Origin of the sequence: Streptomyces antarcticus (assembly GCF_026627255.1) — a bacterium.
Classification (GTDB): Bacteria; Actinomycetota; Actinomycetes; order Streptomycetales; family Streptomycetaceae; genus Streptomyces; species Streptomyces antarcticus.
The window spans coordinates 95,749-119,702 of sequence record NZ_JAPNLM010000016.1 but is presented as its reverse complement, the minus strand read 5'-3'; the positions used below and the strand labels follow the sequence as shown (position 1 = coordinate 119,702).

At 69.6% G+C, this 23,954-nt stretch carries 17 protein-coding genes; 8 read left to right on the top strand and 9 right to left on the bottom strand.

All coding sequences use genetic code 11. The annotated features are described in order from the left end of the window. Nucleotides 1-47: 47 nt before the first annotated feature. The gene (gene dop, locus OTB16_RS23625) at nucleotides 48-1,559 is read right to left on the bottom strand and encodes a depupylase/deamidase Dop (protein ID WP_267722642.1); all 1,512 of its coding nucleotides are present in this window, start codon (nucleotides 1,557-1,559) and stop codon (nucleotides 48-50) included. A 252-nt stretch (nucleotides 1,560-1,811) separates the two neighbouring features. Next, complete coding sequence (arc, locus tag OTB16_RS23620; RefSeq protein ID WP_267722641.1) at nucleotides 1,812-3,578, bottom strand: proteasome ATPase; 1,767 nt, start codon at nucleotides 3,576-3,578, stop codon at nucleotides 1,812-1,814. A gap of 264 nt (nucleotides 3,579-3,842) precedes the next feature. Between arc and OTB16_RS23615 the strand changes: the two genes are divergently transcribed. Beyond that, a complete protein-coding gene (locus OTB16_RS23615; protein WP_267722639.1) occupies nucleotides 3,843-4,163 on the top strand; it encodes a ferredoxin in 321 nt (106 codons plus the stop codon). Between the two features lie 4 nt (nucleotides 4,164-4,167). Here OTB16_RS23615 and OTB16_RS23610 read toward each other — a convergent pair whose 3' ends face one another. The 3 genes from OTB16_RS23610 to OTB16_RS23600 form a co-directional block, all read right to left on the bottom strand. Beyond that, entirely contained in the window at nucleotides 4,168-4,788 is a 621-nt protein-coding gene (locus tag OTB16_RS23610; protein WP_267722759.1) for a hypothetical protein, read from the bottom strand. A gap of 216 nt (nucleotides 4,789-5,004) precedes the next feature. Further along, nucleotides 5,005-5,901 carry a tRNA (adenine-N1)-methyltransferase gene (locus tag OTB16_RS23605; RefSeq protein ID WP_267722638.1) on the bottom strand — a complete coding sequence of 299 codons (897 nt, stop codon included), beginning with the start codon at nucleotides 5,899-5,901 and terminating at the stop codon, nucleotides 5,005-5,007. Nucleotides 5,902-5,919: 18 nt separating this feature from the next. Further along, nucleotides 5,920-7,401 carry a site-2 protease family protein gene (locus OTB16_RS23600; RefSeq protein ID WP_267722637.1) on the bottom strand — a complete coding sequence of 494 codons (1,482 nt, stop codon included), beginning with the start codon at nucleotides 7,399-7,401 and terminating at the stop codon, nucleotides 5,920-5,922. On the opposite strand from OTB16_RS23600, the gene OTB16_RS23595 reads away from it, so the two are divergent. Then, on the top strand, nucleotides 7,304-8,335 hold the full coding sequence (locus tag OTB16_RS23595; protein ID WP_420717784.1) for a RecB family exonuclease: 1,032 nt from the start codon (nucleotides 7,304-7,306) through the stop codon (nucleotides 8,333-8,335). The two genes, OTB16_RS23600 and OTB16_RS23595, sit on opposite strands and share 98 nt — an antisense overlap. 67 nt (nucleotides 8,336-8,402) lie before the next feature. Continuing rightward, entirely contained in the window at nucleotides 8,403-9,074 is a 672-nt protein-coding gene (locus OTB16_RS23590) for a response regulator (RefSeq protein WP_267722636.1), read from the top strand. A 128-nt stretch (nucleotides 9,075-9,202) separates the two neighbouring features. Here OTB16_RS23590 and OTB16_RS23585 read toward each other — a convergent pair whose 3' ends face one another. The 4 genes from OTB16_RS23585 to metH form a co-directional block, all read right to left on the bottom strand. Further along, the gene (locus OTB16_RS23585) at nucleotides 9,203-10,780 is read right to left on the bottom strand and encodes an ABC transporter substrate-binding protein (protein ID WP_267722635.1); all 1,578 of its coding nucleotides are present in this window, start codon (nucleotides 10,778-10,780) and stop codon (nucleotides 9,203-9,205) included. Nucleotides 10,781-10,853: 73 nt separating this feature from the next. Then, the gene (locus OTB16_RS23580; RefSeq protein WP_267722633.1) at nucleotides 10,854-12,458 is read right to left on the bottom strand and encodes an ABC transporter substrate-binding protein; all 1,605 of its coding nucleotides are present in this window, start codon (nucleotides 12,456-12,458) and stop codon (nucleotides 10,854-10,856) included. A gap of 490 nt (nucleotides 12,459-12,948) precedes the next feature. Further along, nucleotides 12,949-13,650, bottom strand: a complete 702-nt coding sequence (locus tag OTB16_RS23575) for an HAD family hydrolase (RefSeq protein ID WP_267722632.1) — start codon at nucleotides 13,648-13,650, stop codon at nucleotides 12,949-12,951. A 111-nt stretch (nucleotides 13,651-13,761) separates the two neighbouring features. After that, nucleotides 13,762-17,271 (bottom strand): methionine synthase, encoded by a 3,510-nt coding sequence (gene metH, locus OTB16_RS23570; RefSeq protein ID WP_267722630.1) that lies wholly within the window; start codon nucleotides 17,269-17,271, stop codon nucleotides 13,762-13,764. 277 nt (nucleotides 17,272-17,548) lie between these two features. Between metH and OTB16_RS23565 the strand changes: the two genes are divergently transcribed. The 5 genes from OTB16_RS23565 to OTB16_RS23545 all read left to right on the top strand — a co-directional run bounded on the left by OTB16_RS23565 (nucleotide 17,549) and on the right by OTB16_RS23545 (nucleotide 23,833). Next, complete coding sequence (locus OTB16_RS23565) at nucleotides 17,549-18,316, top strand: IclR family transcriptional regulator (protein ID WP_267722629.1); 768 nt, start codon at nucleotides 17,549-17,551, stop codon at nucleotides 18,314-18,316. Between the two features lie 327 nt (nucleotides 18,317-18,643). Continuing rightward, nucleotides 18,644-19,426 carry an MIP/aquaporin family protein gene (locus tag OTB16_RS23560; protein WP_267722628.1) on the top strand — a complete coding sequence of 261 codons (783 nt, stop codon included), beginning with the start codon at nucleotides 18,644-18,646 and terminating at the stop codon, nucleotides 19,424-19,426. 75 nt (nucleotides 19,427-19,501) lie between these two features. Beyond that, nucleotides 19,502-21,043: a glycerol kinase GlpK gene (glpK, locus tag OTB16_RS23555; protein WP_267722626.1), complete on the top strand. Its 1,542-nt coding sequence runs from the start codon at nucleotides 19,502-19,504 to the stop codon at nucleotides 21,041-21,043. A gap of 44 nt (nucleotides 21,044-21,087) precedes the next feature. Further along, nucleotides 21,088-22,695, top strand: coding sequence for a glycerol-3-phosphate dehydrogenase/oxidase (locus tag OTB16_RS23550; protein ID WP_267722624.1), 1,608 nt, complete (start codon nucleotides 21,088-21,090; stop codon nucleotides 22,693-22,695). 127 nt (nucleotides 22,696-22,822) lie between these two features. Then, entirely contained in the window at nucleotides 22,823-23,833 is a 1,011-nt protein-coding gene (locus OTB16_RS23545; protein WP_267722622.1) for a PAC2 family protein, read from the top strand. The last annotated feature ends 121 nt before the right edge of the window (nucleotides 23,834-23,954 follow it).

Below are 23,954 nucleotides of genomic sequence, written 5' to 3'. Positions count from 1 at the left end.
GTCCGGCTGTTCTCATGATTCCCGGACCCGGGGCCTTTCAGCCGCGATCAGCGGCCCGAAAGCACCCGCACCAGGTCCTCCGCCGTGCGGCAGCGGTCCAGGAGCTCCTTCACGTGGGCCCTCGTGCCCCGCAGCGGCTCCATCGTCGGGACCCGCTGGAGCGAGTCGTGGCCAGGCAGGTCGAAGATCACCGAGTCCCAGGAGGCCGCCGCCACGTCGTCCGCGTACTGCTCCAGGCAGCGGCCGCGGAAGTACGCCCGGGTGTCCTCCGGGGGCTTGCTCTGCGCCCGGTCGACCGCCGGCTCCTCCAGGAGCCGCTTGATCTTGCCGCGCGCGACCAGGCGGTTGTACAGGCCCTTCTCCGGCCGTACGTCCGCGTACTGGAGGTCCACCAGGTGCAGCCGGGCCGCGTCCCACTCCAGCCCGTCCCGGCGGCGGTAGCCCTCCAGGATCTCCCGCTTGGCGATCCAGTCCAGCTCGCCCGACAGGCTCATCGGGTCGGTCTCCAGCCGGCCCAGTACGTCCTCCCAGCGGGCCAGCACGTCACGGGTCTGCTCGTCCACGTCGGACCCGAAACGCTCGTCCACGTACTTCCTGGCCAGCTCGAAGTACTCCATCTGGAGCTGTACGGCGGTCAGCGTCCGCCCGCTGCGCAGCGTGATCAGGTGTTTGAGGTCCGGGTCGTGGGAGACCTGGTGCAGGGTGCGCACGGGCTGGTCCACGGCGAGGTCGACGTTGATGAACCCGTCCTCGATCATGGACAGGACCAGCGCCGTCGTGCCGAGCTTGAGGTAGGTGGAGATCTCGGACAGGTTGGCGTCGCCGATGATCACGTGGAGGCGGCGGTATTTCTCGGCGTCCGAGTGGGGTTCGTCGCGGGTGTTGATGATGGGGCGTTTGAGGGTGGTCTCGAGGCCCACCTCGACTTCGAAGTAGTCCGCGCGCTGGCTGATCTGGAAGCCGTGTTCGCGGCCGTCCTGGCCGATGCCGACGCGTCCCGCGCCGGTGACGACCTGGCGGGAGACGAAGAAGGGGGTGAGGTGGCGCACGATGTCCGAGAAGGGGGTTTCCCGCTTCATCAGGTAGTTCTCGTGCGTGCCGTAGGAGGCGCCCTTGTTGTCGGTGTTGTTCTTGTAGAGGTGGATCGGCTGCGCTCCGGGCAGCTGGGCCGCCCGTACGGCGGCCTCGGCCATGATCCGCTCGCCGGCCTTGTCCCAGAGCACGGCGTCGAGCGGGTTGGTGATCTCGGGCGAGCTGTATTCGGGGTGCGCGTGGTCGACGTAGAGCCGTGCGCCGTTGGTGAGGATGACGTTGGCGAGGCCGATGTCCTCGTCGGTGAGCTGGCTGTTGTCGGCGGCCTCGCGGGCGAGGTCGAAGCCGCGGGCGTCCCGCAGCGGATTCTCCTCCTCGAAGTCCCAGCGGGCGCGTCGCGCCCGGTGCATCGCCGCCGCGTAGGCGTTGACGATCTGGGACGAGGTGAGCATGGCATTGGCGTTCGGGTGCCCCGGGACGGAGATCCCGTACTCCGTCTCGATCCCCATTACTCGCCGTACGGTCATGCGGCCCTCCTTGCCCGGCGGCGCCCCCCTTCGGGGGCGGCGCTCAAGTACCGCTGGTGCTCCGGTGCGTGTGTCTGTGCGGTGCCCGTCCCCGCACTGCGCGTCCGGCGGTACGGAAGAGCCTATGACCACTGAGCGCTCGTGGGGAGATCGTTTCCGTCATTGAATGTGCGTGGTCACCGGCTGAAAAGCAGTCGGTAAAGCAGTCGGCTGCGGATGCCCGGGGAGGGCATCCGCAGCCGCTCCGCTTCGTCAGAGGTACTGACCGGTGTTTGCCACCGTGTCGATGGAGCGTCCGGTGTCCGCGCCTTGCTTTCCGGTGACGAGCGTGCGGATGAATACGATCCGCTCGCCCTTCTTTCCGGAGATTCGGGCCCAGTCGTCGGGGTTGGTGGTGTTGGGCAGGTCCTCGTTCTCCTTGAACTCGTCCACGCAAGCCTGGAGGAGGTGGGCGACGCGGAGGCCCTTCTGGTTGTGCTCGAGGAAGTCCTTGATGGCCATCTTCTTCGCACGGTCCACGATGTTCTGGATCATCGCGCCCGAGTTGAAGTCCTTGAAGTAGAGGACTTCCTTGTCGCCGTTGGCGTACGTGACCTCGAGGAAGCGGTTCTCCTCGGTTTCGGCGTACATCTGCTCGACGACGGTCTGGATCATGCTGTGGACGGTGCCGGCGGTCGAGCCCTGGTGCTCGGACAGGTCGTCCGGGTGCAGGGGCAGCGAGGCCTTGAGGTACTTCGCGAAGATGTCCTTGGCCGCCTGGGCGTCCGGACGCTCGATCTTGATCTTCACGTCGAGGCGGCCGGGGCGCAGGATGGCCGGGTCGATCATGTCCTCGCGGTTGGAGGCGCCGATGACGATGACGTTCTCCAGGCCTTCCACGCCGTCGATCTCGGCGAGCAGCTGGGGGACGATGGTGTTCTCCACGTCCGAGCTGACTCCGGATCCGCGGGTGCGGAAGAGGGATTCCATCTCGTCGAAGAAGACGATGACGGGGGTGCCCTCGCTGGCTTTCTCGCGGGCACGCTGGAAGACGAGGCGGATGTGCCGCTCGGTCTCGCCGACGTACTTGTTGAGGAGTTCGGGGCCCTTGATGTTGAGGAAGTAGGACTTTCCGGCGGGCTGGCCGGTGACCTCGGCGACCTTCTTGGCAAGGGAGTTGGCGACGGCCTTGGCGATGAGCGTCTTGCCGCAGCCGGGCGGTCCGTAGAGCAGGATGCCCTTGGGGGGCCGCAGTTCGTGTTCCTTGAAGAGGTCGGGGTGGAGGTACGGGAGCTCGACCGCGTCGCGGATCAGTTCGATCTGGTCGCCCAGGCCGCCGATCTTGTCGTAGTCGATGTCGGGGACCTCTTCGAGGACGAGTTCCTCGACCTCGCTCTTGGGGACGACCTCGTAGACGTAGCCGGAGCGGGGTTCGAGCAGGAGGGCGTCGCCGGGGCGGATGGTGATGTCCAGGAGCGGCTCGGCGAGCCTCACCACCCTTTCCTCGTCGGTGTGCCCGACCACCAGGGCGCGCTCGCCGTCCTCGAGGATCTCCTTGAGGGTGACGATGTCCCCGGCCCGCTCGTATGCCATGGCCTCGACCACGTTGAGGGCCTCGTTGAGCATGACCTCCTGGCCGCGCCGGAGCTCTTCCGGTTCGACGCTGGGGCTGACGTTCACGCGGAGCTTTCGGCCGCCGGTGAAGATGTCGACGGTGCCGTCCTCGTTGGCCTGCAGGAAGACACCGAAGCCGGCCGGCGGCTGTGCGAGCCGGTCGACTTCTTCTTTGAGGGCCACGATCTGGTCGCGGGCCTCGCGGAGCGTGTTTGCGAGTCGTTCATTCTGAGCGGAGACGCCGGCCAGATTTGTCTGTAGCTCGATGATCCGCTCTTCGAGAATCCTCGTGTGTCGCGGAGAGTCGGCGAGCTTACGTCGCAGGACGGCGATTTCCTGCTCGAGAAAGGCAACCTGGCCGGCGGGGTCCTCAGACCCTCGCCCGGGCCGGATGCCGCGGTTGATGTCGTCGTCGTGGGCTGCCACGGTCCTCACCTCCTCCAAGGGGAGCTGGACGCTTCCTGACCCTACCTGGGCTGGTGGTGATTGAAACCCCTAGATCACAAAGACGGTAGGGGTGTGTCCGATCTTCACCCTTGCGTACTCCCTCACGCCAAGGAAATACCCACCCATCAAACTCGGGATGCGCCCGGTTGTAAGGTCGAAGTGTTCAACACCCGTCAGAGCCCGCGCGACTTGTCGCGCGTTGTGACCGGGATGGATCACTCAGCGCAGGGAACGGCAGGAGATATGACCGTGCAGCAGGAGGCTCCGACGGGTGGCGTCGGCGAGGCCGGAGAGCCCCTTGAGGTCTGGATCGACCAGGACCTCTGCACCGGGGACGGCATCTGCGTGCAGTACGCGCCGGAGGTGTTCGAGCTGGACATCGATGGTCTGGCGTACGTGAAGAGCGGGGAGGACGAGCTGCTGCAGGACGCGGGGGCGACGACTCCGGTTCCGTTGACGCTGCTCCAGGACGTGGTGGACTCGGCGAAGGAATGTCCGGGTGACTGCATTCACGTAAGGCGCGTTTCGGACAGGGTGGAAGTCTTCGGCCCCGACGCCGAGTGACGCTTCAAACACTCTTGGCGGTCGGGTCCGTCAGCTCCTGGCGGAATTTTCCGCCGCTCCAGCGCCACTTGGCGAGCTTCTTGACGTCCGGGCTGTAGCGCGGGACCTCCGGCGAGGAGTAGCCGAGGAGGGTGGCGGTGACGGCGCCGTCGCTCACGGTGAGGTCGGTGGCGGTCTGGCGCCGGTCGGTGTCGAGGAGGGTGGCGACGATGCGGGGGTGTGCGTCGCCGGCGGGGTCCCGGATGAGGACGTAGAGGGCGTGGGGCGGGGTGCCGGAGCCCGCGTCGCAGCGGACGGCCGCCACGGTTTCGGGGCGGCCGTCGCCGTCGAGGTCGCCCTGGGCGGTGGCGGTGACGGCCTGGGGGGCGCCCTTGCAGTCGAGCGGGTAGGTGACGGCCGAGGCGTCGGGGGCTACCGCGGTGACGGCGGGGGCGGCGGCTTGCGGCCCGTTGGCGGCTGGGGCGGGCGGGGCGGCCGCGGGGGCGCCGGCGGCGGGCTGGACGAGTCCCGCGGCGGCTATGACGGCGGCGACGGCGGTGGCCGTGGCGAGCCAGTGGGCAGGTTTGGTGCCGCTGTGCGCGAGGGTGTCCGCGGTCGGCGCCGGCTCGGTGGGGCTGTGCAGCAGCACGCGGGGTGTCTCCTGTGCGAAGGGTGACGGGGAGCCAGCATCGTGCCATACCTCACACGGCGGCGGAACGGCTGGGTCCGGGCCGGCTGGGCCGACGTACATGACAACGAAAAGGCGCTGTGGCGCAGTTCCCGGATCGTCGGGGGAACTGCGCCGCAGCGCCTTTGTGTTGGGCGTGCGGTGCGGCCGGTCGGTCGGCCGCGGCGGCAGGGGTCAGGCGGACCGGTCGCTGCCGGGGCCGTCGTAGTCGTCGCCGTACGCGCCCTTGGCGGGGCGGCGGCGGCGCATGGGCGGCTCGACTCCGTCCGCGAGGCGGCGGGCGGTGACGAGGAAGCCGGTGTGGCCGATCATCCGGTGGTCAGGGCGGACCGCGAGGCCCTCCACGTGCCAGTTGCGGATCATCGATTCCCACGGCTGCGGCTCGGCGTAGCAGCCGAACTCGCGGATGGACTCGACGGTGCGGGAGAGCTGGGTGGTGGTGGCGACGTAGCAGCACAGGATGCCGCCGGGGACCAGGGCCTTGGAGACGGCCTCCAGGCACTCCCAGGGGGCGAGCATGTCGAGGATGACGCGGTCGACGTCCGTGTCGGACAGGTTGTCCTGGAGGTCGCCCACGGTCAGCTGCCACGCGGGGTGGGGGCCGCCGAAGTACCGCTCGACGTTGGCGGTGGCGATCTCGGCGAAGTCCGGGCGGCGCTCGTAGCTGTGGAGCATGCCCTGGTCGCCGATGGCGCGCAGCAGGAAGCTGCTCAGGGAGCCGGATCCGACGCCCGCCTCGACGACGCGGGCGCCGGGGAAGATGTCGGCGAAGGCCAGGATCTGGCCCGCGTCCTTGGGGTAGACCACGGCGGCACCGCGGGGCATGGACAGGACATAGTCGGGGAGCAGGGGACGCAGCGCGAGGTACGCGACGTTGCCCGTGGTACGGACAACACTGCCCTCGGGAGCACCGATCAGCTCGTCGTGCGGGAAGGAACCCTTGTGGGTGTGGAAATTCTTCCCGGCTTCGAGCGTGAACGTGTAGTGGCGGCCCTTGGGGTCGGTGAGCTGAACCTGGTCCCCGACCTCGAAGGGCCCGCGTCGGCGGGCGGCACCGGTCGGTTCGGACATGTGACCAGTGTATTGGCTTCAGGACTGGGGCCGTGCCATGGCCTTCACGAAGGCCTTCTCGACGTCGAGGGTGGACAGGACGCCGTAGATCTCGCCGCCGGTTTCGAGGACGAGGTATTCGGTGGCGGGGGTGGAGCGGAGGTGGTCGAGGAGTTCTTCGCCGCCCAGCTCGGCGGAGACCTTCATGCCGTCGGTGAGGTCCTGGGCGAGGGTGCTGACGGCGATCCAGGGGCGGCGGTGTTCGGGGACGGAGGCGATGGCGCTCTCGCGGACGATGGCTGTGGGGTCGCCCTGTCCGTCGACGACGACGAGGGCGCGGGCGCCGGCTTCGTTGGCCCGGCGGAGGGCTTCGGAGAGGGGGGTGGCGTTCTCGACGGGGATGGCGCGGCGGGTGAGGGTGCGGGCGCGCAGGCCGGGGAGGTGTTCGCGCAGGCGGGCCATGCGGAGGCTGTTGCCGGCTCCGGTCCAGATGATGGCGGCGAGGATCGCGGCGAGCAGGGCGTCCATGACGGTGTCCATGCCGCCGATGGAGTCGGTGCGGGTGCCGAGGATCCCGGTGTGGGTGAGGAGGGGGAGGCCGAGGAGGACGGCGACGGCGAGGCCGCGGCCGATCCAGGCGGCGGCAACGGTGCCGGCCATGGGTTTGCCGGTGATGCCCCAGATCACGGCGCGGAGCATGCGGCCGCCGTCGAGGGGGAGGCCGGGGAGCAGGTTGAAGGCGGCGACGAGCAGGTTGGAGATCATGAGGCCGGCGAGGAGGACGCCGGGGACGGTGGCGGGGTCGACGGCCTTCATGCCGAGGTAGAAGGCTCCGGAGAGGAGGAGGGAGAGGAGGGGGCCGACGAAGGCGAGGACGAATTCGCGGCCGGGGGTCTCGGATTCCTTCTCGATCTCGGAGACGCCGCCGAAGAACTGGAGCCGGATGCGGCGTACGGGGAGTTTGAAGCGCAGGGCGGCGACGGTGTGGGCGAGTTCGTGGACGAGGACCGAGGCGTAGAAGGCGACGGCGAAGAAGAGGGAGACGAGGTAGCGGACGGGTCCGAGGTCGGGGAGGATGCGGTCGAGCTGGTCGCCGAAGACCCAGGTGATGAGGGCGGCGACGAGGAACCAGCTGGGCGAGACGTAGACGGGTACGCCGAAGGGGCGGCCCATGAGGATTCCGCCGCCCGGTGCGGAGCGCCGTCCTCCGCGCTCGCCGGTTTCGTCGGTGTCTGCCACGGCTGTCCTTCGTTCTGGGGGTTCCCCCGGTCGTTGGGCGGGGGATCGTGTTTCCGGTGGTTCGGGTGGGGCTTGTGTCGTGCTTCGGTGGGGTGTGGTGCTCCGATCATGCAGTGCGCGGGGCCCCGGCGTCGATGGTATGCGCGCGCTGTCGGTCGCGGGCCGTAGGGTTTTGTCCATGATGATGAGCTCCGGTGCCGTGCCAGGCGCAGCCGATGCCGATGCGGCGCCGCGCGCTGTGGCACCCACGTCGCTGTCCCCTTCGCGGGCCGGCGATTTCATGCAGTGCCCGCTGCTGTACCGGTTCCGTGTGATCGACAGGCTTCCGGAGAAGCCCAGTGCGGCGGCCACCCGGGGGACGCTGGTCCACGCGGTGCTGGAGCGGCTCTTCGACGATCCGGCGACGGAGCGGACGGTGCCGCGGGCGAAGGCGTTGATCCCGGGGCAGTGGGAGCGGTTGCTGGAGGCGAGGCCGGAGCTGACGGAGCTGTTCCCGCCGGATGACGCGGGGGCGGGGCTGGCGCGGTGGCTGTCGGAGGCCGAGGCGCTGGTGGAGCGGTGGTTCACGTTGGAGGACCCGACGCGGCTGGAGCCGGTGGAGCGGGAGTTCTTCGTGGAGACGGAGCTGGATTCGGGTCTGCGGCTGCGCGGGATCATCGACCGGGTGGACGTCGCGCCGTCGGGTGAGGTGCGGATCGTCGACTACAAGACGGGGAAGGCGCCGCGGGCGGAGTATTCCGAGGGTGCGCTGTTCCAGATGAAGTTCTACGCGCTGGTGGTGTGGCGGCTGAAGCGGGTGGTGCCGCGGCGGTTGCAGCTGGTGTACCTGGGCAGCGGGGACGTGCTGACGTACGACCCGGTGGTCGCGGATCTGGAGCGGGTGGAGCGCAAGCTGCTGGCGCTGTGGGAGGCGATCCGGGAGGCGACGGAGACGGGTGAGTGGCGTCCGCGGCCGACGAAGCTGTGCGGCTGGTGTGATCATCGGGCGGTGTGTCCGGAGTTCGGGGGGACTCCCCCGGTGTATCCGCTGACGGTGTCGCCGGCCCGTCGCGGGGAGGTGCCGGGTGCCGGGCCGGAGGCGTCGGGGCAGATGCCGGGTGCCCGGCCGGAGGTGCCGGGGCAGGCGGCGGGTGCGCGGCCGGAGGTGCCGGGCGAGGCGGCGGGTGCGCGGCCGGAGGTGCCAGGCGAGGCGGCGGTACGCCCGGCGGAGGGCTGATCGCGCGGTCAGGGCACAATGGGCGGCGTCCGCCGAAGCCGTCCGACGAATACGTAGGGAGACCCCCGTGGCGATCCGCGTCCTGCTGGTCGACGACCAGCCACTGCTGCGCACCGGCTTCCGGATGATCCTGGAGGCCGAGCAGGGGCTGGCGGTGGTGGGTGAGGCCGGGGACGGTCTCCAGGCGCTGGACCAGGTGCGGGCGCTGCAGCCCGATGTGGTGCTGATGGACATCCGGATGCCGCGGATGGACGGGGTGGAGGCGACGCGGCAGATCACGGGTCCGGGGCGGGACGGTCCGGCGAAGGTGCTCGTGCTGACGACGTTCGACCTGGACGAGTACGTGGTGGAGGCGCTGCGCGCGGGGGCGAGCGGGTTCCTGCTGAAGGACGCGCCGGCGAACGAGCTGGTGCAGGCGATCCGGGTGGTCGCGGCGGGCGAGGCGATGCTCGCGCCGAGCATCACACGGCGGCTGCTGGACAAGTACGCGGGTCACCTGCCGTCGGGTGACGACAGTGTTCCGGACACGCTGGGGACGCTGACCGAGCGCGAGGTAGAGGTGTTGAAGCTGGTGGCCCGCGGGCTGTCGAACGCGGAGATCGCGGCGGACCTGTTCGTGAGCGAGACGACGGTCAAGACGCACGTGGGCCACGTGCTGACGAAGCTGGGTCTGCGCGACCGGGTGCAGGCGGCCGTCTACGCGTACGAGAGCGGTCTGGTGCGCCCGGGCGCCCAGTAGGCGGGCCGGCGGATGTGCGGACGGGCCGGGCCCGGGACCTGTGGAGGTCCCGGGCCCGGCCCGTTGCCGTGCGTACGCTCCCGGCCGGGCCCGGTGGGGGCCGGCCGGCGGGGTGGCGGCGGGGCCGCTCAGCCCTTGCTGATCTCCCAGAAGCGGAAGACGGTGGAGGCGTCGAGCGACCACTGGAGGCCGGTGACGTTGGGGCGGGTCACGGCGTACTGCTTGCCCTGCCACAGCGGCAGGAGGGGGATCTCCTCGGCGACGATGTCCTGGAGACGGTTGAAGTCGGTGCTCGCGGCGGCGCGGTCGGACTTCGCGGAGGTCGACGGGATGATGGTCCCGGTGATCTCCTTGTTGTCGTAGTTGTTCTGCAGGACGTTGCCGGGCCCGAAGAACGGCTGCGTGAAGTTGTCGGCGTCGGGGTAGTCCGGTACCCAGCCCTTGACGTAGACGCCGTACTTGCCGGCCTGGATGTCCTTCTCGTACTGCTCGTACTCGACGGACTTGACGTCGGCCTCGAAGAGTCCGCTGTCGTTGAGCTGCTTGGCGATGAGCGCGAACTCCTCGTCCGTGGAGGGGCCGTAGCGCGAGGGCGTCGAGTACAGGGTGATCTTCACCTTGTCCTTGATGTTCGCGGCGCGCAGGACGGCCTTGGCCTTGTCGGGCTGGGGGCTGCCGCCGTAGCGGTCGAAGAAGGCCGTGTTGTGCGAGGCGATGCCGGCCGGGACGATCGAGTAGAGCGCGATCGCGGTGCCGTCGTAGACGTCCTTGACGAGCGCTTCGCGGTCGATGAGGTGGGCGATGGCCTTGCGGACGGGGAGCTTGCCGGCGACCGGGTCGTTCATGTTGAAGACGAGGTGCTCCACCTCGGCGCCGGCGCCCTGGACGACCTCGACCTTCTGGTCGCCGGTCTTGTTGGCGAGGCCGGCGATGTCCTTGGCTGCGAGGCCGCGGAAGGCGAAGTCGACGTCGCCGCTCTCGAGGACTTTGCGGAGCGCGGCCTGGTCCTCGTTGAAGAACTTCATGGTCACGCCGGAGTTCTTCGGCTTGGCCTTGCCGCTGTAGGACTCGTTGACGGAGAAGCCGGCGCTCTTGTCGTTGATCGAGTCCAGCTTGTAGACGCCGGAGCCGAAGGCCTTGCCGTCGGTGCGGATCTTGTCGGCGGGGTACTCGGTGTGGTCGACGATGGCGCCCGCGCCCGAGGCGATCTTGCTCGGGAAGGTCGCGTCGGACGTCTTCAGCCGGAAGACGACGGTCTTGTCGTCGGGGGCGTCGATGCCGTCGATCGACGAGAGCATCACGGCGGGGCCGTTGTCGTCGTTGATCTTCAGGGTGCGCTCGAAGGAGTACTTGACGTCCTTGGAGGTGAGGCTGTTGCCGTTGCTGAACTTCAGGCCGCCGCGCAGGGTGCACTTGTACACCTTGCTCTCGCCGCCCTCGAACGCGCAGGCCTGCGCGGCGTCGGGTTCCGGCGTGGTGCCGCCCTTGGGGAAGCTCAGCAGCGACTGGAAGACGTTGTTGAAGAGCAGCCAGGAGCCGGGGTCGTAGCCGGACGCGGGGTCCGTCGACTTCACCTTGTCGGATATCCCCATGACCACGCCCTTGCCGCTTCCGGCATTGGAGCCGTCGGTCGAACCGCAACCGCTGAGCAGCGCGGCGGCGGTGGCTGCGCCGAGCGGGGCCGCCAACCACTGGTTACGTCTCATCACGCGAATCCTTCACAGTCTTGACGAATCATTGCGCCGGCCTGCGACTCCCGCTGCCGGTTCCCTGCGGGTCTCAGCCGCTGACACCTCGGCCGAGTTCCCACAGCTGGAGGTCGGAGATGGCGTTGACCGACCACTCCACTCCGGTGATCCCGTCGCGTGCGGCGACGTACTGCTTGCCCTGCCACAGGGGCAGGACGGGTACGTCCTCGGCGACGATGTCCTGCATCTCCGTGATCGCGGGGAGGGCGACGCTGCGGTCGACCGCCCGGCGGGATTCGGGGATGAGTTTGGTGCGCACCGCGGCGTTGGCGTACGGCGTGCCCAGGAAGTTGTCCTGCTCCAGGAACGGGGCGAGGAAGTTGTCGGCGTCCGGGTAGTCGGGGAACCAGCCGAGCCCGTAGGCGGCGTGGTCGCCCTTCTTCTGGGCGGGGCGGAAGTCGGCCCAGTCGCTGCCCTGGACGGTGATGTCGAACAGTCCGGTGGAGTTCAGCTGGGCCTTGAGGGCCTGGAACTCGGCCGCGGTGCCGTCACCGTAGTGGTCGGTGGTGTAGTTGAGCGTCAGCTTCACCGGGGTCTTGATCCCGGCCTCCTTCAGCAGGCCGGCGGCCTTGGCGGTGTTGACCTCGCCGTACTTGGTGAAGAAGGAGTTGACGTGGCCGGGCACGGTGGTGGGGACCAGCGAGTAGAGCGGCTGGGCCGCCTTGCCGTAGACCTTGGTGATGACCGCGTTGCGGTCGACGGCGGCGGCGAGTGCCTGGCGTACGGCCTTCTCCCTGACGACCGGTGCCTCGGTGTTGAAGCCGAGGTAGCGGATCTCCAGGCCCGGGAGGGGGACGAGCTTGACGCCCTTGGGCGGCTTGGCGGAGAGCTCGGAGATCTGGGCGGGTGCCAGGGTCCGGGAGACCATGTGGACGGATCCGTCGGTGAGGGCCTTGCCCATGCCGGCGGAGTCGGGATAGGTACGGAGCTCGACCTTGTCGTTCTGTACCTTCAGGTCGCCCTTGTAGTTCGGGTTCTTGGTGAAGACCGCGCGGACGAGGTGGTTGTCCTTGACCTCGGGCTTCATCGTGTACGGGCCGGAGCCGTCGACGGTGAAGCCCTCGCGGAGCTTCTTCGCGTCGTAGCTCTTGGCGCTGACGATGCCCGCGGCGGGTGTGGAGAGCTTGTACGGGAAGGTCGCGTCCGGGGTCTTCAGGTGGAAGACGACGGTGTCGGCGCCCTTGGCCTCGACGGTGTCGATGGTGGAGAGCAGCGAGGACGGGCCGTTCTCGTCCTTGATGGCGAGGACCCGCTCGATGGAGAACTTGACGTCCTTCGCGGTGAGCGGGTCGCCGCCGGCGAACTTGAGCCCGGGGCGCAGGGTGCAGCGGTAGCTCTCGTTGCCGGTGTCGGTGAAGCGGCAGTCGGAGGCCGCTTCGGGGACGGGCCGGCCGCCGCCGCGCGGGGTGTGCATCAGGGTCTGGACGGTCTGGCGCAGGACGTTCCAGGCTCCGGCGTCGTAGGCGTACGCCGGGTCGAACGGGGCGGGGGCGAACTCGGCGGCCTCGAACCGGTCGGTGGTCCCGACGACGATCGCTCCGGATCCCGCTCCTCCGCCGCTGGCGCTGCCGCAGGCGGCGAGCGTGGGCGTGAGCAGTCCGGCCGCGGCCGTCAGCACCATGGTCTTGCGGTTCATGCTGGAAGAACTCCCTGTAACCGGCACTTGCTCAAAGCGGCGTAAAGGGCACTTCGCGGCGGTCGCCCGTTCAGGGCGGAACGATCGGGCCGGTGATGTGACGATCGGTCCACGCGGTACCGCCACAGGGGTGTGTGTCCGGTACGGCTGAGGTGCGGCGCAGTGCCTTCGTTGACACTAGTGGGCCGGGGCGGGATGGCTTGAACTGGCCGGACTTGGGGCGTAATCGGACGGTGATGGGAGCGGACTGGCTGTTCATGTGGAAGTCCGCGCAGATTCGGTCAGGAGCTGATCAATCCGGACACAAGGGAAGCCGCAGGAGCCCTCGGGCATGCTCACCGGGGTCGGGGCGGGTGACCAACGTCACCCGGGCAACCACCCCAGAAGGCGTGGAATTTCAGCCTCCGGGGCCTTCGACGGAAGATCCTTCTGTTGGACCTACATCTGGCGGGCGTTCCGTTCGGTACGGAGCGTGCGGTGCCGTGTGCGCTCAGTTCATCGGGGTGATCAGGGAACGCAGGAACGCCAGGTTCACGTCCTCGAGGGAGTGGACGACCGTACGTCCCGGAGCCGGCGGGATCAGCCCGACCGAGGGGATCGCGACGACCCGGCAGCCGGCGGCCTCCGCGGCGGCCACGCCGGTGACGGTGTCCTCGATGACGGCGCAGCGCGAGGGGTGCGCGCCGAGGGCCGCGGCGGCGTGCAGGTAGGGGTCGGGGTGCGGCTTGGTGCGGGCCACCTCGTCGCCGGCGACCGTCATCGTGAAGCGGTCACGGCCGAGGGTCAGCAGCACCTGGTCGATGACCCGGCGGTGGGAGGCGGAGACCAGGGCGGTGGGCACGTTGTGCTGGGCCAGCTCGGCCAGCAGCCGTTCGGCGCCGGGCATGATCGGCACCCGGTCGGCGATGCGGGCCTCGAAACGCTCGTTGAGCAGGACGCTCAGCTCGGCGAGCTCGATGGCCGCGCCGGTGGACTCGATCAGGAACGCGGCGCTGCGGCTCATGGGGCCGCCGACGACGATGTCCCGCCAGGCGTCCTCGAGCCGGTGTCCGAGTTCGCGGAAGATCTCGGCTTCGATCTCCCACCAGAAGCCCTCCGTGTCGACGAGGGTGCCGTCCATGTCGAGCAGCACCGCCTGGAGGGCCGAGCCGTCGGCTGTACGGGTGACGGGGGCGGGAACCGTGCTCGTCATGCGCACACCTCTCAGTAGGGACGAGAAGGCCGGTCACCTCTTCCCGCGGGGCATCCCCGGGGGAACAGGCGACCGGCCTGTATGGGACCGACAAGTGTACGTCGGCCCGCGTCAGCGTGCGTTGAAATACTTCGCTTCGGGGTGGTGAATCACGATGGCGTCGGTGGACTGCTCCGGATGGAGCTGGAACTCCTCGGAGAGGTGGACGCCGATGCGCTCCGGCTGGAGGAGTTCGGCGATCTTCGCCCGGTCCTCCAGGTCGGGGCAGGCGCCGTAGCCCAGCGAGAAGCGGGCGCCGCGGTACTTCAGGTCGAACATGTCCTCGACCTTGGAGGGGTCCTCGCCGCCGAATCCGAGCTCGGAGCGGACGCGGGCGTGCCAGTACTCGGCCATGGCCTCGGCGAGCTGGACGGACAGGCCGTGCAGTTCGAGGTACTCGCGGTAGGCGTCGGCCTCGAACAGCTTCGCGGTGGCCTCGCCGATCCGGGATCCGACGGTGACGACCTGGAGGCCGACCACGTCGATCTCGCCGGACTCCTCGGGGCGGAAGAAGTCGGCGAGGCACAGGCGGCGGCCGCGGCGCTGGCGCGGGAAGGTGAAGCGGGTCCGCTCGTTGCCGCGTTCGTCGAGGAGGATGAGGTCCTCGCCCTTGGAGACGCAGGGGAAGTAGCCGTAGACGACGGCGGCTTCGAGGAGGTTGTCGGTGTGGAGGCGGTCGAGGAGGCCGCGCAGGCGGGGGCGGCCGTCGCTTTCGACGAGTTCTTCGTAGGTGGGGCCGTTGCGGGCCTGTTTGAGGCCCCACTGCCCCTTGAAGAGGGCGCCTTCGTCGAGCCAGGAGGCGTAGTCCTTGAGCGGGATGCCCTTGACGACGCGGGTGCCCCAGAACGGCGGGGTGGGAACGGGGTTGTCGACGGACACGTCGGAGCGGCCGCCGGGCTCCTCCGGCTCCTCCGCCTCCAGGACGGGCGTGGCCCGCTTGGCGACGCGGCGCTGCTTGAGCTCGGGCAGGGACGCGCCGGGGACGCCGCGCTTCACGGCGATCAGGGCGTCCATGAGGCGCAGGCCCTCGAAGGCGTCGCGGGCGTAGCGGACTTCGCCCTCGTAGATCTCGTGGAGGTCCTGCTCGACGTAGGCGCGGGTGAGGGCGGCGCCGCCGAGGATGACCGGGTAGTCAGCGGCCAGCTTGCGCTGGTTCAGCTCCTGGAGGTTCTCCTTCATGATCACGGTCGACTTCACCAGGAGGCCGGACATGCCGATCACGTCGGCGCGGTGCTCCGCCGCGGCCTCGAGGATCGCCGATACCGGCTGCTTGATGCCGATGTTCACGACGTTGTAGCCGTTGTTCGTCAGGATGATGTCGACGAGGTTCTTGCCGATGTCGTGGACGTCACCGCGGACGGTGGCCAGGACGATGGTGCCCTTGCCGTCCGCGTCGGTCTTCTCCATGTGCGGTTCCAGGTAGGCCACCGCCGTCTTCATCACCTCGGCGGACTGCAGCACGAACGGGAGCTGCATCTGGCCGGAGCCGAAGAGTTCGCCGACGACCTTCATGCCCTCCAGGAGGGTGTCGTTGACGATGGCCAGGGCGGGCCGGGTCTCCAGGGCCTCGTCGAGGTCGGCGCCCAGTCCGTTCTTCTCGCCGTCGATGATCCGGCGCTGGAGGCGCTCGTCGAGGGGCAGGGCGAGGAGTTCCTCGGCGCGGCCGGCCTTCAGCGACTTGGTGTTGACGCCCTCGAAGAGCGCCATCAGCTTCTGCAGCGGGTCGTAACCCTCGGCACGCCGGTCGTAGATCAGGTCCAGGGCGGTGGTGACCTGCTCCTCGTCGAACCGGGCGATCGGCAGGATCTTCGAGGCGTGCACGATCGCCGAGTCCAGGCCCGCCTTGACGCACTCGTCCAGGAACACCGAGTTCAGCAGGACACGGGCGGCCGGGTTCAGGCCGAAGGAGATGTTCGACAGGCCCAGCGTCGTCTGCACGTCGGGGTGGCGGCGCTTCAGCTCGCGGATCGCCTCGATCGTGGCGATGCCGTCCTTACGGGACTCCTCCTGACCCGTGCAGATCGTGAAGGTCAGGGTGTCGATGAGGATGTCGGACTCGCGGATGCCCCAGTTCCCCGTCAGGTCGGCGATGAGGCGCTGGGCGATGGCGACCTTGTGCTCGACGGTGCGGGCCTGGCCCTCCTCGTCGATGGTCAGCGCGATCAGCGCGGCACCGTGCTCCCGCGCCAGCTCGGTCACCTTCGCGAAGCGGGACTCCGGACCGTCGCCGTCCTCGTAGTTGACCGAGTTGATCACCGCCCGGCCGCCGAGCTTCTCCAGGCCTGCCTGGAGGACGGGGACCTCGGTGGAGTCCAGGACGATCGGCAGGGTCGAGGCCGTGGCGAACCGCCCGGCCAGCTCCCGCATGTCCGCGACGCCGTCGCGGCCGACGTAGTCGATGCACAGGTCGAGCATGTGGGCGCCCTCGCGGATCTGGTCACGGGCCATCTCCACACAGTCGTCCCAGCGCGCCTCCAGCATCGCGTCGCGGAACTTCTTCGACCCGTTGGCGTTCGTCCGCTCACCGATCGCCATGTACGCGGTGTCCTGCCGGAACGGCACCGTCTGGTACAGCGAGGCCGCGCCCGGCTCCGGCTGGGGGCTGCGCGCGGTGACCTCCGTACCCCGGACCCGTTCGACGACCTGGCGCAGGTGTTCCGGGGTGGTGCCGCAGCAGCCGCCGACCAGCGACAGCCCGTACTCCCGCACGAACGTCTCCTGCGCGTCCGCCAGCTCCGAGGCCGACAGCGGGTAGTGCGCGCCGTCCTTCGTCAGGACCGGCAGGCCCGCGTTGGGCATGCAGGAGATCGGGATACGCGCGTTGCGCGCCAGGTAGCGCAGATGCTCGCTCATCTCCGCGGGACCGGTGGCGCAGTTCAGGCCGATCATGTCGATGCCCAGCGGCTCCAGCGCCGTCAGCGCCGCGCCGATCTCCGAGCCCAGCAGCATCGTCCCGGTCGTCTCCACCGTGACCGAGCAGATCAGCGGCACCGACACGCCCAGAGCGGCCATCGCCCGGTGCGCGCCGATCACCGAGGACTTCGTCTGCAGCAGGTCCTGGGTCGTCTCCACCAGCAGCGCGTCCGCACCGCCCGAGATCAGGCCCTCCGCGTTGATCTGATAGGCGTCACGGATCTGCGCGTAGGTGATGTGGCCCAGCGTCGGCAGCTTGGTGCCCGGACCCATCGAGCCCAGCACCCACCGCTGCCGCCCCGTCGCCACGGTGAACTCGTCCGCGACCTCACGGGCGATCCGCGCACCCGCCTCAGACAGCTCGAAGTTCCGCTCCGCAATGTCGTACTCCGCCAGCGCCGCGTAGTTCGCACCGAACGTGTTCGTCTCGACGCAGTCCACACCCACCGAGAAATACGCCTCGTGGACCGTCCGCACGATGTCCGGACGCGTCGCGTTCAGAACCTCGTTACAGCCCTCCAGCTGCTGGAAGTCCTCCAGCGACGGATCCTGCTCCTGGAGCATCGTCCCCATCGCACCGTCCGCGACCACCACGCGGGTGGCCAGCGCCTCTCGGAGGGCATCGGCCCGGGTCTGGGTGTCAGCGGGCAGGTTCGGCAACGAGGCCATGCTTGAGCTCCCTGGGATGCGACGGCTGTCGGCTTTGCACCCCCTCTGTGTCAAGGGTGCACGCGGTCAGGGTAACCGTGTGCCCCGGGCCCCGGTGGGGTTGTCCCACGTGGCGGACTGCATTCTGTGGCGGGGGCCGGGCGGAGTGCGGGGGTCCGCGGGACACGCGCGTCCCGGTCGGCCATGCGCGAGGTCGGCATCGACCGATACTGTTCAGCATTGTCGAACCACATCAACACAGTCAGTATGGACAGCAACGTCAGCAGGAGGCTGCGCGATGGCACGGAACATCCAGTCGCTCGAACGAGCCGCTGCGATGCTGCGGCTCCTGGCCGGCGGTGAACGCCGACTGGGCCTGTCGGACGTGGCCTCGTCCCTCGGCCTCGCCAAGGGGACGGCCCACGGCATCCTGCGCACCCTGCAGGCCGAGGGCTTCGTGGAGCAGGACGCGGCCTCCGGCCGCTACCAGCTGGGCGCGGAGCTGCTGCGCCTGGGCAACAGCTACCTCGACGTGCACGAGCTGCGCGCCCGCGCCCTGGTCTGGACGGACGACCTGGCCCGGGCGAGCGGCGAGAGCGTGTACGTGGGCGTGCTGCACAAGAGCGGGGTGCTGATCATGCACCACGTGTTCCGGCCCGACGACAGCCGTCAGGTGCTGGAGGTCGGGGCGATGCAGCCGCTGCACTCGACCGCGCTGGGCAAGGTGCTGTCGGCGTACGACCCGGTCGCGCACACGCAGGCCGTGGAGGTGGAGCGCGAGGCGTTCACCCCGCGGACCGTCACGGACGGCGCCGGCTTCGAGGAGATCCTGGACCTGACCCGGGCCCGCGGCTGGGCCGCCGACGTCGAGGAGACCTGGGACGGCATCGCCTCCGTGGCGGCCCCCATCCACAACCGGCGCCGCATGCCGGTGGGCGCGGTGGCGGTCGCGGGGGCCGTGGAGCGGGTCTGCGGGGACGCCGGGGAGCCCCGTGCGGCCCTCATCGCGTCCGTACGGGACTGTGCGCGCGCTGTTTCACGCGATCTCGGCGCAGGCCGGTTCTAGGGCCCGCGTAGCCCTTCCCAGGCCCTTCTCAGCCAGGGCCTGGCTTTTTCATGCCTTCTTTTCGCCTTATCCCGACCATCTGATGGCCGGATTTGGCTGATCCCACCGAGCGGTAACGATCCGACACTTTGGCCTGGCCGCCCCTTGACGCAATCTTCACCTGGGCGGAAAACTGCCGTTCACCGGTCGGCATTGTCGAACACCTAACGGCAATACGCGTTAGGGTGAGGCAAGGCCAAGGGCCGGTGCAGCACTCACCGAGTGCGCGGAACCACCGGTGGGACCCGGTGTCCGCCCACCCCTGGACGTATGACAAAGGAGTCGCGGGTGTCCAGCTCCGACATCTTCATCGGCGAGACCATCGGTACCGCCCTGCTCACTCTGCTCGGTGGCGGCGTCTGCGCCGCCGTCACCCTCAAGAGCTCCAAGGCCCGCAACGCGGGCTGGCTGGCCATCACGTTCGGCTGGGGTTTCGCCGTCCTGATCGCCGCATACGTCTCCGCACCGCTCTCCGGCGCGCACCTCAACCCGGCGGTCACCGTCGGCATCGCCGTCAAGGACGGCGTCTGGGGCGACGTTCCGGTCTACCTCGCCGGACAGCTCCTCGGCGCGATGATCGGCGCGGTCCTGATGTGGATCACGTACTACGGCCAGTTCCGCGCCCACCTGGCGGACCCGGAGCACATCCGCGACGCGAAGCTCGGCCCCGAGGACCCGCACCCGCACGACCAGGCCGGTCCGGTGCTCGGCGTCTTCTCCACGGGCCCCGAGATCCGCAACACCGTCCAGAACCTCGCCACCGAGATCATCGGCACCGCCGTCCTGATCCTGGCCATCCTGACCCAGGGCCTCCAGGACGACGGCAAGGGCCTCGGTGTCATCGGCGTCCTGATCACCTCCTTCGTGGTCGTCGGCATCGGCCTCTCGCTGGGCGGCCCGACCGGCTACGCGATCAACCCGGTCCGCGACCTCGGCCCGCGCATCGTCCACTCCCTGCTGCCGCTTCCCCACAAGGGCGGCTCCGACTGGGGATACTCCTGGATCCCGGTGGTCGGCCCGCTCGTCGGTGCCGTCATAGCCGGTGGTCTGTACAACATCGCGTTCGCCTGATCAGCATCGGCAGCGATCGCAAGATCCGCACCGCACCCTGATTCCGCCTACTCACGACCTGCCAGGAGCAGCCACATGACCAGCAGCACCGGCCCCTTCATCGCCGCGATCGACCAGGGCACCACCTCCTCCCGCTGCATCGTGTTCGACCGCGACGGCCGCATCGTCGCCGTCGACCAGAAGGAGCACGAGCAGATCTTCCCGAAGCCGGGCTGGGTCGAGCACGACGCCACCGAGATCTGGACCAACGTCCAGGAGGTCGTCGCCGGGGCCATCGCCAAGGCCGCCCAGGACGTCCCCGGCTTCACCTCCGCCGACGTCAAGGCCGTGGGCATCACCAACCAGCGCGAGACCACCCTCATGTGGGACCGCCACACCGGCGAGCCCGTGCACAACGCGCTCGTCTGGCAGGACACCCGCACCGACGCCCTGTGCAAGGAGCTCGGCCGCAACGTCGGCCAGGACCGCTTCCGCCGCGAGACCGGCCTCCCGCTGGCGAGCTACTTCGCCGGCCCGAAGGCCCGCTGGCTGCTCGACAACGTCGAGGGCCTGCGCGAGCGCGCCGAGGCGGGCGACATCCTCTTCGGCACCATGGACTCGTGGGTCATCTGGAACCTCACCGGCGGCGCCCAGGGCGGCGTGCACGTCACCGACGTCACCAACGCCTCGCGCACCATGCTGATGAACCTGCACAACCTCACGTGGGACGAGCGCATCGCCGAGTCCATGGGCGTGCCGCTCAACGTCCTCCCGGAGATCCGGTCCTCCGCCGAGGTCTACGGCGAGGTCAAGGAGGGCGTCCTGGCGGGCGTCCCCGTCGCCTCTGCGCTCGGTGACCAGCAGGCCGCCCTGTTCGGCCAGACCTGTTTCGCCGAGGGCGAGGCCAAGTCCACGTACGGCACCGGCACGTTCATGCTGATGAACACCGGTGACAAGATCATCAACTCCTACAGCGGCCTGCTGACCACGGTCGGCTACAAGATCGGCGACGAGAAGCCGGTCTACGCGCTGGAGGGCTCCATCGCCGTCACCGGCTCGCTCGTCCAGTGGATGCGCGACCAGATGGGCCTGATCAAGTCCGCGGCCGAGATCGAGACCCTGGCCTCCTCCGTCGAAGACAACGGCGGCGCGTACTTCGTGCCGGCCTTCTCCGGCCTGTTCGCCCCGTACTGGCGCTCCGACGCCCGCGGCGTGATCACCGGCCTCACCCGGTACGTCACCAAGGCGCACATCGCCCGTGCCGTCCTGGAGGCCACCGCCTGGCAGACCCGCGAGATCACCGACGCCATGACCAAGGACTCGGGCGTCGAGCTCGCCGCCCTCAAGGTCGACGGCGGCATGACCTCCAACAACCTGCTGATGCAGACGCTCTCGGACTTCCTGGACGCCCCCGTGGTGCGCCCGATGGTCGCCGAGACCACCTGCCTCGGCGCCGCCTACGCCGCCGGCCTGGCCGTCGGCTTCTGGCCCGACACCGACGCCCTGCGCGCCAACTGGCGCCGCGCGGCCGAGTGGACCCCGCGCATGCCCGCCGAGCAGCGGGACCGCGAGTACAAGAGCTGGCTCAAGGCCGTCGAGCGGTCCATGGGCTGGGTCGACGACGAAGACGCCAGCTGACCGTACGGCCGGCGCAATCGACGAGTAAGTAGGAGTCAACGGATATGAGCACCCTGCAGAGCGTTCCCACCCTGGGTACGCACCCGACCGCCGGCTCGAACCCGAGCCGCGCCGAGACCCGTGAGCAGTTGGCCAAGGCCACGTACGACCTGCTGGTCATCGGCGGTGGGATCCTGGGCACCTCGGTGGCCTGGCACGCCGCGCAGTCGGGTCTGCGGGTCGCCATGGTGGACGCCGGCGACTTCGCCGGCGCCACTTCCTCCGCCTCCTCCAAGCTCGTCCACGGCGGTTTGCGCTACCTCCAGACCGGCGCGGTCAAGCTGGTGGCCGAGAACCACCACGAGCGCCGGGTCCTGGCCAAGGACGTGGCCCCGCACCTGGTCAACCCGCTCACCTTCTACCTCCCCGTGTACAAGGGCGGTCCGGTGGGCGCGGCCAAGCTGGGTGCGGGCGTCTTCGCCTACTCCGCCCTCTCGGCCTTCGGCGACGGCATCGGCAAGGTCATCTCGCCGGCCCGCGCCGTCGCCGACAACCCGGGTCTGAAGACGGACAACCTCAAGGCCGTCGCGGTCTACTACGACCACCAGATGAACGACTCCCGCGTCGCCGTCATGACGGTCCGCGCGGCCGTCGAGTCGGGTGCGGTCGTCCTGAACCACGCCGAGGTCACCGGACTGCGCACCACGCGCGGCCGGGTCTCCGGCGCCGAGCTCAAGGACCGCCTGGACGGCACCGAGTTCGGGGTCGACGCGCGCGTCGTGCTCAACGCCACCGGCCCGTGGGTGGACCACCTGCGGCGCATGGAGGACAAGCACTCCATGCCGTCGATCCGCCTCTCCAAGGGCGCGCACATCGTCATGAAGCGCAAGTCGCCGTGGAAGGCCGCCATGGCCACCCCGATCGACAAGTACCGCATCACCTTCGCCCTCCCCTGGGAGGACCAGCTGCTGCTCGGCACCACCGACGAGGTGTACGAGGGCGACCCGGGCGACGTGCGCGCCACCGAGTCCGACATCCAGCAGATCCTGGACGAGGCGGCCTTCTCCGTGAAGGACGCGGACCTGGACCGCTCGCTGATGACGTACGCCTTCGCGGGCCTGCGGGTGCTGCCCGGCGGCCCCGGCGGCGTCGAGAAGGCCAAGCGCGAGACGGTCGTCTCCGAGGGCGCCGGCGGCATGCTGTCGGTGGCCGGCGGCAAGTGGACCACGTACCGCCACATCGGCCGCGTGGTCATGGACAAGCTGGCGAAGCTCCCGGGCAGCCCGCTGACCGAGGACATGGAGCCGGCGAAGTCGCTCGTGCGCCGGATCCCGCTGCCCGGTGTCGCCAACCCGAACGCGGTCGCGCACCGGCTGCTGGTGGACCGCGAGCCCGGCTCCCGGATGGACCCGCTGACCGCGCGCCACCTGGCCTCGCACTACGGCTCGCTCGCGTTCGACATCGCGCGCATCGCCAACGAGAACCCGGCGCTGGCCGAGCGCATCCACCCGGACGGCCCCGAGATCTGGGCGCAGGTCGCCTACGCCCGCGACAACGAGTGGGCGCAGACGGTGGACGACGTGCTGCGCCGGCGCACGACGGTGACGGTCCGCGGTCTGGACGACGCCTCCGTGCGCGCCCGGGTCGAGGAGATGCTGGGCCACAAGGCTTAGCTCTCGCGCAGGTGGGGAAGAGGGGCGGTTCCGAGGGGAACCGCCCCTCCGTCGTGGGCTGTGGCCGATGTCCCTTCAAGGCTTAGGCTGACCCACGTACGCAAGGGAACTTCGGAAGGAGACCTGGGTGATCGAGCTTGAGGGCGTGCCCGAGCTGATCGACCCGGTCATGGTGGCCGCGTTCGAGGGCTGGAACGACGCGGGTGACGCCGCCTCCGGCGCGGTCGCCCACCTGGACCGGGAGTGGAAGGGCGAGGTGTTCGCGGCGCTCGACGCCGAGGACTACTACGATTTCCAGGTCAACCGGCCGACGGTGTGGCTGGACAACGGGGTACGGAAGATCACCTGGCCGACGACACGGCTGTCGGTGGTCCGGATCGGCGGCGCGAAGCCGCGCGACCTGGTGCTCGTACGGGGGATCGAACCGTCCATGCGGTGGCGGTCGTTCTGCAACGAGATCCTCGGCTTCGCCCACGAGCTGGGTGTGGAGATGGTGGTCATCCTGGGGGCACTGCTCGGGGACACGCCGCACACGCGGCCGGTTCCGGTGAGCGGGGTCACCTCGGACGCGGACCTGGCCCGGACGATGGACCTGGAGGAGACGAAGTACGAGGGCCCGACGGGCATCGTCGGCATCCTCCAGGAGGCGTGCACGCACGCGGGGGTACCGGCGGTGTCGCTGTGGGCGGCGGTGCCGCACTACGTGTCCCAGCCGCCCAACCCGAAGGCGACGCTGGCCCTGCTGAACCGGCTGGAGGACCTGATCGACATCCGGATCCCGCTGGGCGAACTGCCGGAGGACGCCCGGGCGTGGCAGCTGGGCGTGGACCAACTGGCGGCCGAGGACAGCGAGGTGGCGGAGTACGTCCAGACGCTGGAGGAGGCGCGGGACACCGCCGACCTGCCCGAGGCGTCCGGCGACGCCATCGCCCGGGAGTTCGAGCGGTACCTGAGGCGGCGAGACCCGTCCGCCGCCGCGGAGCCGGGTGACGCGACGTACCTGCGGGATCCGTCCAGCGGGCTCCCCCGGGCGCCGAAGCGCAAGCCGGAGGTCGCCGGGGAGGAGTCCGCGCCGCCCCAGGCGGCGGCCCAGCCGGACGAGGACACTCCGCCCGAGCCGGGAACGCCGGAGGCGTAGGCCGGCTCCGTGCCGCCCGGCCCCGCGGGGCCGGGCGGCGGGAACGGGCGGCGGGAACGGGCGGCGGGAACGAGAACGTCGGCGGGGCCGGATCGCGCGCGGAGCGCGGTCCGGCCCCGCC

Excerpts from the sequence above, each read along its gene's own strand:
- dop (WP_267722642.1), bottom strand. The coding sequence starts at position 1,559 with ATGACCGTACGGCGAGTAATGGGGATCGAGACGGAGTACGGGATCTCC.
- OTB16_RS23615 (WP_267722639.1), top strand. The coding sequence starts at position 3,843 with ATGACCGTGCAGCAGGAGGCTCCGACGGGTGGCGTCGGCGAGGCCGGA.
- OTB16_RS23605 (WP_267722638.1), bottom strand. The coding sequence starts at position 5,901 with ATGTCCGAACCGACCGGTGCCGCCCGCCGACGCGGGCCCTTCGAGGTC.
- OTB16_RS23595 (WP_420717784.1), top strand. The coding sequence starts at position 7,304 with ATGAGCTCCGGTGCCGTGCCAGGCGCAGCCGATGCCGATGCGGCGCCG.
- OTB16_RS23600 (WP_267722637.1), bottom strand. The coding sequence starts at position 7,401 with ATGAAATCGCCGGCCCGCGAAGGGGACAGCGACGTGGGTGCCACAGCG.
- OTB16_RS23585 (WP_267722635.1), bottom strand. The coding sequence starts at position 10,780 with ATGAGACGTAACCAGTGGTTGGCGGCCCCGCTCGGCGCAGCCACCGCC.
- OTB16_RS23580 (WP_267722633.1), bottom strand. The coding sequence starts at position 12,458 with ATGAACCGCAAGACCATGGTGCTGACGGCCGCGGCCGGACTGCTCACG.
- OTB16_RS23575 (WP_267722632.1), bottom strand. The coding sequence starts at position 13,650 with ATGACGAGCACGGTTCCCGCCCCCGTCACCCGTACAGCCGACGGCTCG.
- metH (WP_267722630.1), bottom strand. The coding sequence starts at position 17,271 with ATGGCCTCGTTGCCGAACCTGCCCGCTGACACCCAGACCCGGGCCGAT.
- OTB16_RS23565 (WP_267722629.1), top strand. The coding sequence starts at position 17,549 with ATGGCACGGAACATCCAGTCGCTCGAACGAGCCGCTGCGATGCTGCGG.
- glpK (WP_267722626.1), top strand. The coding sequence starts at position 19,502 with ATGACCAGCAGCACCGGCCCCTTCATCGCCGCGATCGACCAGGGCACC.
- OTB16_RS23550 (WP_267722624.1), top strand. The coding sequence starts at position 21,088 with ATGAGCACCCTGCAGAGCGTTCCCACCCTGGGTACGCACCCGACCGCC.